Annotated in this window: 12 protein-coding genes; 6 read left to right on the top strand and 6 right to left on the bottom strand. The window is 50.1% G+C overall.

Annotated features, from left to right (window positions below; all coding sequences use genetic code 11):
• Positions 1 to 507: 507 nt before the first annotated feature.
• A complete protein-coding gene (mioC, locus tag ACTZWV_RS17065; RefSeq protein ID WP_444787690.1) occupies positions 508 to 945 on the bottom strand; it encodes an FMN-binding protein MioC in 438 nt (145 codons plus the stop codon).
• 162 nt (positions 946 to 1,107) lie between these two features.
• Between mioC and ACTZWV_RS17060 the strand changes: the two genes are divergently transcribed.
• The 4 genes from ACTZWV_RS17060 (at position 1,108) to ACTZWV_RS17045 (ending at position 5,348) form a co-directional block, all read left to right on the top strand.
• The gene (locus tag ACTZWV_RS17060; RefSeq protein ID WP_444787689.1) at positions 1,108 to 2,886 is read left to right on the top strand and encodes a DEAD/DEAH box helicase; all 1,779 of its coding nucleotides are present in this window, start codon (positions 1,108 to 1,110) and stop codon (positions 2,884 to 2,886) included.
• A gap of 229 nt (positions 2,887 to 3,115) precedes the next feature.
• Positions 3,116 to 3,538 carry a thioredoxin TrxC gene (gene trxC, locus ACTZWV_RS17055; RefSeq protein WP_444787688.1) on the top strand — a complete coding sequence of 141 codons (423 nt, stop codon included), beginning with the start codon at positions 3,116 to 3,118 and terminating at the stop codon, positions 3,536 to 3,538.
• Between the two features lie 25 nt (positions 3,539 to 3,563).
• A complete protein-coding gene (locus tag ACTZWV_RS17050; protein ID WP_444787687.1) occupies positions 3,564 to 4,055 on the top strand; it encodes a YbhB/YbcL family Raf kinase inhibitor-like protein in 492 nt (163 codons plus the stop codon).
• Positions 4,056 to 4,187: 132 nt separating this feature from the next.
• On the top strand, positions 4,188 to 5,348 hold the full coding sequence (locus tag ACTZWV_RS17045; RefSeq protein WP_444787686.1) for a YbfB/YjiJ family MFS transporter: 1,161 nt from the start codon (positions 4,188 to 4,190) through the stop codon (positions 5,346 to 5,348).
• Here the strand turns inward: ACTZWV_RS17045 and mnmE are convergent, their stop codons facing one another.
• The 5 genes from mnmE to rpmH all read right to left on the bottom strand — a co-directional run bounded on the left by mnmE (position 5,349) and on the right by rpmH (position 9,215).
• Positions 5,349 to 6,725 carry a tRNA uridine-5-carboxymethylaminomethyl(34) synthesis GTPase MnmE gene (gene mnmE / locus ACTZWV_RS17040; protein ID WP_444787685.1) on the bottom strand — a complete coding sequence of 459 codons (1,377 nt, stop codon included), beginning with the start codon at positions 6,723 to 6,725 and terminating at the stop codon, positions 5,349 to 5,351.
• Between the two features lie 105 nt (positions 6,726 to 6,830).
• A complete protein-coding gene (gene yidC, locus ACTZWV_RS17035) occupies positions 6,831 to 8,468 on the bottom strand; it encodes a membrane protein insertase YidC (RefSeq protein ID WP_444787684.1) in 1,638 nt (545 codons plus the stop codon).
• 3 nt (positions 8,469 to 8,471) lie between these two features.
• Positions 8,472 to 8,735 carry a membrane protein insertion efficiency factor YidD gene (yidD, locus tag ACTZWV_RS17030; RefSeq protein WP_173502568.1) on the bottom strand — a complete coding sequence of 88 codons (264 nt, stop codon included), beginning with the start codon at positions 8,733 to 8,735 and terminating at the stop codon, positions 8,472 to 8,474.
• Complete coding sequence (gene rnpA, locus ACTZWV_RS17025) at positions 8,690 to 9,109, bottom strand: ribonuclease P protein component (protein ID WP_305557443.1); 420 nt, start codon at positions 9,107 to 9,109, stop codon at positions 8,690 to 8,692. Before rnpA ends, yidD begins: the two co-directional genes overlap by 46 nt.
• Positions 9,078 to 9,215 (bottom strand): 50S ribosomal protein L34, encoded by a 138-nt coding sequence (rpmH, locus tag ACTZWV_RS17020; protein ID WP_068237138.1) that lies wholly within the window; start codon positions 9,213 to 9,215, stop codon positions 9,078 to 9,080. Before rpmH ends, rnpA begins: the two co-directional genes overlap by 32 nt.
• Positions 9,216 to 9,654: 439 nt before the next feature.
• On the opposite strand from rpmH, the gene dnaA reads away from it, so the two are divergent.
• Both dnaA and dnaN read left to right on the top strand, forming a co-directional pair.
• The gene (dnaA, locus tag ACTZWV_RS17015; RefSeq protein WP_444787683.1) at positions 9,655 to 11,025 is read left to right on the top strand and encodes a chromosomal replication initiator protein DnaA; all 1,371 of its coding nucleotides are present in this window, start codon (positions 9,655 to 9,657) and stop codon (positions 11,023 to 11,025) included.
• 12 nt (positions 11,026 to 11,037) lie between these two features.
• On the top strand, positions 11,038 to 12,141 hold the full coding sequence (gene dnaN / locus ACTZWV_RS17010; protein WP_444787682.1) for a DNA polymerase III subunit beta: 1,104 nt from the start codon (positions 11,038 to 11,040) through the stop codon (positions 12,139 to 12,141).

Below are 12,141 nucleotides of genomic sequence, written 5' to 3'. Positions count from 1 at the left end.
GCTGCAGCCGCCTGAGGATCTTCTAAATTAAATAAGATCTTTTTAGAGATCTTTTTATTATGTTTACTACTAAGCAGAGGGTTTTCAGTGCATAAGCGGATCTTTTAACTGAGGATCATAAGCTTAGGCAGGATCGGATCCTGTGATCAAGCCAGGATCTACAGGGGTTGAACCCGTGATCAAAATGCCACTTTATCCACAAGGCTGAAAAAAATATTTTTTATATTAAGGATAACTACAGCTTGATCACCGGTTTATTCTGTAGTTATACACATTAAATATCTCATTATCTGGTAAATGTGTATAAGTTGGTATTAACCTTGTGTAAGCTGTGATCGCAGTTTTATCATCGCTTTATCATGCTGATATAAAGACTATTTGCTGTTGCCGCAGTAGATTAGCTGCAAGTTGGTTTTATTGCTGAGGCCAACCCGGGAGAGACTAACGTTATCCTGTTCTTCCTGAGATATACTTGTGTTTGCGGGTGGTGTTTGCCACCCGCTTTTTTTATGGCAGCACTTTTATCAGCTGCGGTAACCAGGCCTGAGCGATATCCTCCGGCAGTTCAGGTTGCTGCGCATCAATTTCCAACGCATTAAGCAGACTGACAGCCCCCCTTGCCGATAGCAAAGCGGCCAGTTTTCGCCCAGCCTGACAAAAAGTATCGTATCCGGAGTCACCTAAAGTGATCACGGCATAATAAAGTGTGGTAAGATCACACCGATCTTGTGCTAATTGATCCGCAAAGGGTTGAATATTATCAGGCAGATCTCCTGCGCCATAGGTGGATGTGATCACTAACCAAACCCCGGAAGGGTTAAGGTGATCCAGTTCGGGTTTCAGATGAAGTGTTGCTTCATAGCCCGCTTGTACCAGTGTTTCAGCAACTTGTTCTGCCACATATTCCGCTGCGCCCATTTGGCTGCCAACGAGGATGTCTATCATGATATGCCTCTTGTCATAAGAATGTTTGGCTATACTACTGGAATAAAATCAGTCAAAGCTATGTTTTGGTCTGATTTACGTGTTTTTACTGCTCTGCAGGCTAAGTAAAAACAACAATAGCACTACCACTACGCCTGCGTGTTATTGAGGTTTAAACAACGTATGTCTGACACTGTGTCATTTTCCCAGCTAATGCTGCCTGAAGCTATTGTTCGTGCTGTTACTGAACTTGGCTATGAAACGCCGTCGCCTATCCAGGCTGCTGCTATCCCCAAACTATTAGCTGGCGAGGATGTATTAGGCCAGGCGCAAACCGGTACCGGTAAAACCGGTGCTTTCGCGCTGCCTTTGTTAGCACGGCTTGACCCTGCGCAAAATGATCCACAAATTCTGGTATTGGCACCAACCCGTGAACTGGCGATTCAGGTAGCTGAAGCCTTCCAGGCTTATGCCCGTTATATGCCGGCGTTTCATGTACTGCCGTTATACGGTGGCCAAAGCTACACTAACCAGCTGAAATCACTGAAGCGTGGCTCACAGGTTATTGTTGGTACCCCGGGCCGTATTCTCGATCACTTAGATCGTGGCACCTTAAAGCTGGATAAGCTGCGTGCTATCGTGCTGGATGAAGCCGATGAAATGCTGCGTATGGGTTTTATCGACGACGTGCAAACCATTATGGATGCCACACCGCCGGGCCGTCAGGTTGCCATGTTCTCGGCCACTATGCCTGCGCCTATCCGCGCTATTGCACAGAAGCATTTAAAAAATGCTGAAGAAATTAAAATTGCCTCGAAAACCAGCACCGTTGAGCGTATTACCCAACGTTATGTGATGTTAGACGGCAACCAGAAACTGGATGCGTTAACCCGTTTACTGGAAGGCGAAGAGTACGATGCCACTATCGTGTTCGTGCGCACCAAAAGCGCAACTGAAGAAATTGCCGAAAAACTGGGCGCACGCGGTTATGCCGTGGCCTGCTTAAACGGTGATATGAACCAGGCGCACCGCGAACTGACTATCCGCAAAATGAAGGCTAACCAGCTGGATATTATTGTCGCAACCGACGTTGCGGCGCGTGGTCTGGACGTAGAGCGTATCAGCCTGGTAGTAAACTACGATATTCCGTACGACAGCGAAGCCTATGTGCACCGTATCGGCCGTACCGGCCGTGCCGGCCGCGAAGGTAAAGCGATTTTATTCGTGTCACCACGCGAGCGCCGTTTACTGCGCACTATTGAACATGCGACCAAGCAACCTATTGAGCAGATGTCACTGCCTACCGGCCGCGTGATTGAACAGCGTCGTATCGAATCGTTCCGTGAGCAGTTAGCGCAAACCATCGAAACGCAGGATTTAAGCTTCTTCCAAACGTTAATTAACGATTGGCGCGAGAAGATAGAGACCACGGAAAATGATCTGGCTGCGGCCTTGCTGTATTTAGCGCAGAAAGACCAGCCGTTAAATGTGGCCAGCCAGTTCCCGGAAATCCGTGAGCCGCATGCCCGTGGCGAGCGTGAAGAACGTCCACGCCGTGAGCGCAGTGATCGCCCTGAACGCAGTGGCGACCGCCCGGATCGTGGTCCACGTGTGAAGCGTGAAATGAAAGGCGATTACCAGACTTACCGTATTGAAGTAGGTAAAGAGCATGGCGTACGTGCCGGTGATATCGTTGGTGCTATTGCTAACGAAGCCAATATTGATAGCCAGTTTATCGGTAATATCAAATTGTTTGATCATTTCAGCACGGTAGAGTTGCCGGCAACTATTCCGAATGAAATTTTCCAGCATCTGAAAAAGGTGTACGTGCGTAAGCAAAAGCTGAATATCACCGTAGACAGCGGTGCTGTAGCTGCACCATCAGGTGATCGTCGTCCGTCTAACGGACCTGGCCCGCGTCCGGGTGCTGCACCGCGCGCGCCACGTAAACCACGCGATTAAGTGTTAGCTTAATACCAAACCCTGCCATGGCAGGGTTTTTTTATGGCTGTAGCTTTAAATTGCTGCTAACTAAACCCATTTCAGTTACATCAGCGTTGTTGCGCAGCTTTACAACATTCGCTTTGGCTTGCCACAGCAACTCGCTTGCGCTGTCGCGCCAGCTCAGACACTCTGTGGCAACCAAATCAAGGTTCTAAAGCTGCATAATATAAATTTTCGGAGCCCCCGGATGATAGTTGCATGCCCGTATTGTAATGGCTTAAATCGCTTGCCTGCTGATAAAGCGGCAGCGGCGGCAAAGTGCGGTAAATGTAAGCAGTTACTGTTCAGTGGTGCACCACTGGAGCTGACTACTGCTAATTTTGCTGCCCATGCGCAGAAAAGCGAGCTGCCGTTGGTGGTGGATTTTTGGGCCAGCTGGTGTGGCCCTTGTCAGAGTTTCGCACCGATATTCAGTCAGGCGGCGCGGGAATTGGAACCGGATTTCCGCTTTGGTAAAATCAATACTGAGCAACAGCAGCAGTTGGCGGCGCAGTTTAATATCCGCTCTATTCCTACTTTAATGCTGTTTAAACAGGGTAAGGTTGTGGCACAACAAGCCGGCGCTTTACCTAAGAACGCCTTTTATCAATGGTTATTAAATAGTAAGTAAGCATTCACTTACATGAGGAGGCACTATGACAATTAAGGTTTTTACACTAAGTAGCCCGGATATTAAAGAAGGCCACTTTATGGCCAAAGATCACGAGTTTGATGGTTTTGGCTGTGATGGCAAAAATATATCGCCTGAGCTGAACTGGGCTAACGCCCCGGCGGGGACAAAAAGCTTTGCTGTTACCGTATTTGACCCCGATGCACCCACTTGCTCGGGTTTCTGGCACTGGTTAGTAACCGATATTCCGCTTGACGCTACAGGTTTAGCACGTGGCGCCGGTAAAGGCAGTCTGCCACCCGGTTGTCGCAGCTTTACTAATGACTATGGCAGTAAAAATTTTGGCGGCGCCTGCCCACCAGAAGGCCATGGTATGCACCGTTATCAGTTTACTGTCTGGGCATTAGCGGAAGAGACTCTGCCGGCAGCTGATGGCGCCAGCGCGGCTGTGGTGGGCTTTATGCTGAACGCCATGGCACTGGGTAAAGCTACGTTAACAGCAACCTATGCCCGTTAAGCATTAAAAAAGGTACATCAGACTAAGGCCGCATACCGCGGTCTTTTTACTTGCGTTAAGCTAAGCTTTTCGCCTTGCGGGGTTAGTACTCTGACAACCACAGCTAACATTATACCGCCACGTTTCTATGTATTGCTGGCCGGCTTTTTCAGTCAGTTACTCTGCCTGGGTGTGGCGCGCTTTGCTTATACGCCACTGTTGCCGCTGATGCAGCAGCAAAACGTGCTGGATGACGCCAGTGGTGGTTATCTGGCGGCCGTTAACTATTTGGGCTATATGGCCGGTGCTTTGCTGGCAGCCAGCCTGACCAATCTTCAACTAAAAGATAGCCTGTACCGGCTTGGCTTGATTTTAGCGGTATTTAGCACCTTGGGTATGGCGTTAACCGGGAACCTATGGCTGTGGTCCTTCTGGCGCTTTGTTGCAGGCTTAAGCAGTGCCGGCTCTATGTTGATTGCGTCCGGCCTTATTCTGCATTGGCTGTTAAGCCATAAGCAGCGTGCCGAGCTGGGCATCCACTTTGCCGGTTTGGGCTTTGGTATTGCCCTGTCGGCGTTGTTGGTAGAGCTGATGCTAAGCCTGCAGCTGGACTGGCGTGCTCAGTGGCAATACTTCGCAGGCTTTGCGGTGCTGCTGGCCATCCCGGCCTGGCGCTGGTTGCCGCGGCCGGCTGTCGTTACCGCCGCTGGGCATAGCCGCTCAGCCGATACCCCACCGTCTACACGCTTTTATCGCCTGATGCTGGCCAGCTACTTTTGCGCCGGTTATGGCTATGTGATCAGCGCTACCTTTATCGTTACTATTGTTGAGCGTATGCCGGGTTTAAGCGGCAGCGGTAACTTAAGTTTCATTGTTTTAGGTTTGGCTGCTACACCGGCAGTATTATTGTGGGATTTAATCGCGCGTAAAACCGGCTACCTGAAAGCCATTATGCTGGCGTTGCTGGCACAAAGTGCCGCTATTTTACTGCCGTTGTGGTTTAGCTCGCTAGCAGCGGTGTTGCTAAGCGCGGCCTTGTTTGGCGCAACCTTTGTCGGCGTAGTCAGTTTGGTGCTGACGATGGCAGGGCGCTTGTATCCGGGTAAACCGGCGAAATTAATGGGCAAGATGACCCTGGCATACGGCAGTGCGCAGGTACTGGCACCGGCGCTCACCGGCTATTTGGCCGGAATAACCGGCCAATACGATATTGGCCTGTATCTGGCAGCGGGTTTTGTCATGCTGGGCGCATTATTGATAGCGGTGTTAATAGTAACGGACAACACCGCCCAGCAGTTGGATGCGCTGAAGTAATTACTTACCGATACAAAATGAGCTGAAGATCTTACCGAGTAAATCATCAGAGCTAAATTCGCCGGTAATTTCATTTAAGTGTTGCTGGGTTAGCCGCAGCTCTTCGGCCAAAATCTCGCCGGCGATATAGCTGTGCAGTTGCTCCTGGCCAATAGCAAGATGTTCTGCGGCGCGGTCCAGCGCGTCCAAATGGCGGCGGCGGGCGAGGAAGCTACCTTCGGTACTGGCGTCAAAGCCGACACATTGTTTTAAATGCTCGCGCAGTGCATCGATACCGGCACCGGTTTTGGCTGATAAGCGATATACCGGCGCTTTGGCGGTTAAATCAGCTGTCGACCCTGACGAGAGCATCTCGCCGGTAATATCAGCTTTATTGCGGATCACCGTAACGCCTAAATTGGCTGGCAGACGGTCGATAAAATCGGGCCAGATATCGTGCGGATCGGTGGCGTCGGTGGTGGTGCCGTCGACCATAAACAGTACCCGGTCGGCTTGTTCTATCTCTTTCCAGGCGCGGGCAATACCAATTTGCTCCACTTGATCAGTAGCATCACGTAAACCGGCGGTGTCGATAATATGCAGCGGCATGCCGTCGATATGAATATGCTCGCGCAGTACATCGCGGGTGGTGCCGGCTATTTCAGTAACAATAGCGGCTTCACGGCCGGCTAAGGCATTGAGTAAGCTGGATTTACCGGCATTAGGCCGCCCGGCTATTACTACCTTCATGCCTTCGCGCAAAATGCTGCCCTGAGTGGCCTGTTTTTTCACTGTGGCAAGGTAGTCAATAATTTCAGCTAAGTCGGCAGCGACTTTGCCGTCAGATAAAAAGTCGATTTCCTCATCGGGGAAGTCTATCGCGGCTTCGACATACATACGCAGGTGAATGACTTTTTCGACCAGCTGATGAATGCGGTTAGAAAACTCGCCCTGTAGCGATTGCATAGCACTGCGCGCCGCTTGTTCGCTACTGGCATCAATTAAGTCGGCAATGGCTTCGGCTTGGGCTAAATCGAGCTTGTCGTTTAAAAAGGCGCGTTCAGAGAATTCACCGGGCCTGGCTATACGCACATTTGGTAGCGCCAGCACCTGTTTTAACAACATATCCAGTAATACCGGGCCGCCGTGGCCTTGTAGTTCCAGTACGTCTTCGCCGGTAAAGGAATTGGGCCCCGGGAACAGCAGGGCTATGCCCTGGTCCAATACTTTGGCCTGGCCATCAAAAAACGGTAAATACTCGGCATAACGCGGTTTAGGCAGCTTATGCAGTATTGCCTGAGCTACGGCTTTAGTGTCGGGGCCGGAGATACGGATAATGCCGACACCGGCGCGGCCGGGGGCGGTGGCTAAAGCGGCTATGGTGTCGGTAGTAAACATGCTGTTGCCTCTTAATGGAAAAAGCCTGTCGCGGTGTGGCGACAGGCTGATGGTGTTGCTATTGGCCAGAGCAGGAACACCTAGCTCCGACCTGATGGTATCGCGTCAGGCCTTTTTAGTATGCAGGCCTTTCTTTTCCATACCACGGTAGATATACAGCATCTGCGCTAGTGAAATCAGGTTACTGACAAACCAGTACAGTACCAGGCCACTTGGGAACCAGAGGAAGAATACCGAGAACGCCACTGGCATCCACATCATAATCTTCTGCTGCATCGGGTCGGTAACCTGCATCGGCGTCAGCTTTTGCATTAAGAACATGCTTAAACCGAACAGTACCGGTAACACATAGTACGGGTCTTGTGCCGACAGGTCGTTAATCCACAGCATAAAGGGCGCGTGGCGCAGCTCTACGCTTTCTACAAATACCCAGTACAGTGCCAGGAATATCGGCATCTGGATCAGCATCGGTAAGCAGCCACCCATAGGGTTAACTTTCTCTTTGCGATACAGCTCCATCATCGCCGGGCCCATTTTCTGCTTGTCGTCTTTAAAGCGTGCCTGCAGCTCTTCAATCTTCGGCTTTAAGTTACGCATCTTGGCCATCGACTCGTACTGCACCTTAGTTAAGGGGTACATGGCGCCTTTAACAATCAGCGTAATACAGATAATGGCGACACCCCAGTTCACTACAAAGCCCTGGATCAGTGTTAATAACCAGAATAACGGCTGCGAGATAAACCACAGGAAGCCGTAATCTACGGTTAAGTCTAAACCGTTGGCCAGTTTGGCCAGATTGTCCTGGGTTTTAGGGCCTGCATAGAAAGTACTGCCTAAGGTAACTGAACTGCCAGGTTCGATATTTACCGCCGGACTTTTTGCGCCTATTACGCCCTGGCCGCTGCGCACCAAACTGTATAGCTGGTTGTCGGCTTGTTGATCCGGAATCCAGGCCGACACAAAATAGTGTTCCAGCATGGCTACCCAGCCGCCGTTGGTGGCTTCCAGCAGGTTTTTCTCTGCCATATCGTCAAAGTCGTACTTGCTGTAACGCTCTGAGCTGGTACCAAAAGCTGCACCGCGATATATCGGCATCATCATGCTGCTGCTTTCGCCGTTATCTATGTTTTGCACCAGGTGCTGATACGGCTGTACGGTTTTTACTTCAGCACTTTGGTTTTGCACAAAATATTCTACCCGGACATCATATTGGCCGGCGGTAAAGGTAAAACGTTTTTCAATTTGCAGACCGTTATGGTTAAACAGTAGCGGCACCACTAACTCGCCGGCACCCTCTGCCAGCGCATAGCTTTCTTGTGCAGTGTTGTACACCGGCCGGGCATTGCGGCTGTCGTCCGGGCCATCACGGCCAATTAAGCCCGATTGTGCAACATATTCAAAGCCAGGCAAGCGGCGCATTAACGGGTAAGCATCACCGGCACCTTTGTTCAGTTCGAACGCCGGCAATTGCAGCGCCACGATATCGCCGCCACGCGTGCTGATTTCTAAATCCAGTACGTCAGTTTTTACGCTGATAGTGCGGTTGCCGGTTGCGGCTACCTGAGCCGGTTGCTCGGCATCGGCGGTGGTCAGCTGTAAATCGGCAGAACCGCCGGCACTGTTGCTGCTTTGCTGGGTTACCGGAGTGGCCGGTTTGGGTGCAGTGTCAATATTCCACTGCTGCCAAAGTAAAAAACTGACCAGCGCCAGACCAATAACTAATAAACTACGTTGTGATTCCATGGCTTAGCTTTTCTCATTGTGCTTTTCAGGAACAGGATCATCACCGCCCGCATGTAAGGGGTGACATTTCAGTATACGTTTCGCTGCTAACCAACAGCCTTTCAGCACGCCAAAGCGTTCTATCGCAGTGATCGCATAATGTGAGCAGGTTGGATTAAAACGGCAGCTTGGTCCAAACAGCGGACTAATCAGTCTCTGGTACCCGCGCAGCAGCGTTAACGCTATGCTGACAGCGAAGCGGTGTACTGGCGAGCGATCTTGCGCCATAACTTTTCCAGTTGCCGTTGTAACTCATCATTAGCCGTGTTGCTAATATCACCTTTTACCATCAGTACCAAATCGACACCGGGCAACTCATGTTGATGCAAACGAAAGCTGTTACGCACGCAGCGCTTAATGCGGTTGCGTTGCACGGCTAATTTAACACGTTTTTTCGCGATAGTAAGGCCTAATCGGGGATGAGGCAGTTGATTGGCTTTGGCTAAAATGGTGAACAGAGGAGAAGAAACCCGAAAAGGGAGTTTGAAGACGTTATCGAATTGACCGGGAGTTAACAGACGTAACTCCCTGCCGAATTTCAAGCTGACCAACTCAGCGGCTAACCGCTGATTAAGCAGATAAACGCTGACGGCCTTTAGCACGGCGACGCGCTAATACCTGACGACCACCTTTGGTAGCCATACGAGCACGGAAACCGTGGTTACGCTTGCGCTTTAATACGCTTGGTTGAAAAGTTCTTTTACTCATAATCTCATCCGTCCGGTCGAAATATTTACTAAAGGTTTCTGTGTTTTAGTAAATATACCAAAACGCAGCTGACAAAAATGAGCGCGAATTTTAAGTAGTCTGCGGCCTAAAGTCAATCTGATCCTGCGTTTTATTGTACAGCGATCATTGTCGATCCTGTTTTTGCTAAAGTTTTCCACAGGGCACTGTGGTTTAACTGAATAAAGTGTGGGTTATTTTACTTTTAGTTCAAATTTGTCGGGCAAAAAGCAGCGGTATTATGAAATGGTATAAGAGAAATATATTGATGTTAAACAGTTGCTTATGGCAATTTCGTTGCGCCGGGTGCTAATTTGAAAAAGTCAATATTGAAGTTGTGGATAAGATAGTACCATAATGTGCGCTTCGTTAACTTACGCCAGCCTTTTTAATCAGAATAACTAAGGCTTCAGGAGATATGGTGTATCAGTCCGTTTGGCAAAATTGCCTGCAAGCGCTGCAAGCCGAATTGCCCGCGCAGCATTTCAGTATGTGGATCCGCCCGTTGCAAGCCGACAGTTCTGACACAGGGCTGACCTTGTACGCGCCAAACCGCTTTGTGCTGGATTGGGTACGCGAAAAATACCTGAGCCGGATCTTAGAGCTGATCCAGGATTACTGCGGTGATGATGCCCCCAGGCTGAAATTTGACGTTGGTTCCAGTCAAAGCAACAAAGCCAGATCGAATACGCCGGCACCGGCCTTAGCCGCTGTGCCTCAGGCCGCGCCTGTACCAAGAGAAGCGCCGGAGCCGGCGCCGAAAACCATTGTTACCAGTAATGTGCGCGCCAACTACACCTTTACCAACTTTGTTGAAGGTAAGTCTAACCAACTGGCCCGCGCTGCCGCCAGCCAGGTGGCTGATAATCCCGGTACTGCGTATAACCCGTTGTTTATTTACGGTGGTACCGGTTTGGGTAAAACCCACTTATTACATGCGGTAGGTAACGGCATACTGGCGAAAAAACCGGACGCTAAAGTGATTTATATGCACTCTGAGCGTTTTGTGCAGGATATGGTAAAAGCGCTGCAAAATAATGCGATAGAAGAATTTAAGCGTTATTACCGCTCGGTAGATGCGCTGCTTATTGATGACATTCAGTTTTTTGCTAATAAAGAGCGCTCACAAGAAGAGTTTTTCCATACCTTTAACGCGCTGCTCGAAGGCAACCAGCAAATTATTTTGACCAGCGATCGCTACCCGAAAGAAATTGACGGTGTGGAAGACCGCCTGAAATCGCGTTTTGGTTGGGGTTTAACTATCGCTATCGAGCCGCCGGAGCTGGAAACCCGTGTGGCGATCCTGATGCGTAAGGCGCACGAGAACCAGATCCGCTTGCCGGAAGAAGTGGCGTTTTTTATTGCCAAGCGCCTGCGGTCTAACGTGCGCGAACTGGAAGGTGCGTTGAACCGCGTTATTGCCAACGCCAACTTTACCGGCCGGCCTATTACCATCGATTTCGTCCGTGAAGCACTGCGCGATTTGCTCGCGTTGCAGGATAAGTTAGTTACCATCGAAAACATTCAGAAAACCGTGGCTGAGTATTATAAAATCCGTGTCGCTGATTTGTTGTCGAAGCGCCGCTCGCGCTCGGTAGCCCGGCCACGGCAAATGGCGATGGCGTTATCAAAAGAGCTGACCAACCATAGCTTGCCGGAAATTGGCGATGCTTTTGGCGGGCGCGATCACACCACAGTGCTGCATGCCTGTCGTAAAATCGAGTCGTTAAAAGAAGAAACACACGAAATAAAAGAAGACTTCCAGAATTTAATCCGTACTTTGTCATCGTAAAGGGACGTTGTTATGCAATTTACCATCAACAGAGACGCCTTACTCAAACCATTACAAATGGTGTCCGGTGCTATAGAGCGCCGTCATACGCTGCCTATTTTATCTAACGTACTGCTGGAAGTAACCGAAGCCGGCTTATCCCTTACCGGTACCGATTTAGAAGTAGAGCTGGTGGCCACTACTGACGCCATTACCGTGCAAAGCCCTGGCCGTATTACCGTGCCGGCAAAAAAGCTGCTGGATATCTGCCGTAGCCTGCCGGAAGGCTCAGACATTCGCGTGCAGCTGCAGGGCGATAACTGCATTCTTACCTGTGGTAAAACCAAGTTCACCTTATCTACCCTAAGTGCGTCTGAGTACCCTAACTTAGAAAGCTGGCAGGGCGAGGTAGACATTCAGTTAAACCGCATGCAACTGCGTAAACTGCTCGATGACACCGCCTTTTCCATGGCAAATCAGGACGTGCGTTATTATTTGAACGGTTTGCTGTTTGAAGTGGATAACGGCGCTGTTAAAGCGGTAGCAACCGATGGTCACCGTTTGGCGCTGAGTAGCCTTGAGCTGCCCGGTTTTACCGCGCAGCAAAAGCAAATTATTATTCCACGCAAAGGCGTTTTGGAAGTAATGCGCTTATTGGCCAGCGATGATCAACTGGTAACCTTAAGCCTGGGACAGAATCATATCCGCCTGACAGACAGCAATTATGTGTTTAGCAGTAAGCTGATTGACGGCCGCTTTCCGGACTATCGCCGTGTATTGCCGCGTAACAGCACTAAGTTGGTTACCGCGCACCGCAGCGTATTGAAAGATGCCTGCACCCGTGCTTCTATCTTATCTAACGAGAAGTACCGTGGCGTGCGTTTTACGCTAAGCAATGGCGAGCTGCAGGTGGTGGCAAATAACCCTGAGCATGAGCAAGCCGAAGAGATTATTGAAGTGGAATACCAGGGCGACAGCCTGGAAATTGGCTTTAATGTTGGCTACCTGCTGGATGTGTTAAACACCCTGGCCACAGACTTAGTGGTACTGCACCTGAACGATGCTAACTCCAGTGCGCTGGTAGAAGGCGTAGGTAATGTTGGTGCGTCTTACGTTGTTATGCCAATGCGTCTGTAA

Origin of the sequence: Rheinheimera sp. NSM, assembly GCF_052380015.1 — a bacterium.
Classification (GTDB): Bacteria; Pseudomonadota; Gammaproteobacteria; order Enterobacterales; family Alteromonadaceae; genus Alishewanella.
This window is presented reverse-complemented; position numbering and strand designations above follow the sequence as displayed.

Coding starts and splice junctions, on each gene's coding strand:
- mioC (WP_444787690.1), bottom strand. CDS start 945: ATGATAGACATCCTCGTTGGCAGCCAAATGGGCGCAGCGGAATATGTG.
- ACTZWV_RS17060 (WP_444787689.1), top strand. CDS start 1,108: ATGTCTGACACTGTGTCATTTTCCCAGCTAATGCTGCCTGAAGCTATT.
- trxC (WP_444787688.1), top strand. CDS start 3,116: ATGATAGTTGCATGCCCGTATTGTAATGGCTTAAATCGCTTGCCTGCT.
- ACTZWV_RS17050 (WP_444787687.1), top strand. CDS start 3,564: ATGACAATTAAGGTTTTTACACTAAGTAGCCCGGATATTAAAGAAGGC.
- mnmE (WP_444787685.1), bottom strand. CDS start 6,725: ATGTTTACTACCGACACCATAGCCGCTTTAGCCACCGCCCCCGGCCGC.
- yidC (WP_444787684.1), bottom strand. CDS start 8,468: ATGGAATCACAACGTAGTTTATTAGTTATTGGTCTGGCGCTGGTCAGT.
- yidD (WP_173502568.1), bottom strand. CDS start 8,735: ATGGCGCAAGATCGCTCGCCAGTACACCGCTTCGCTGTCAGCATAGCG.
- rpmH (WP_068237138.1), bottom strand. CDS start 9,215: ATGAGTAAAAGAACTTTTCAACCAAGCGTATTAAAGCGCAAGCGTAAC.
- dnaN (WP_444787682.1), top strand. CDS start 11,038: ATGCAATTTACCATCAACAGAGACGCCTTACTCAAACCATTACAAATG.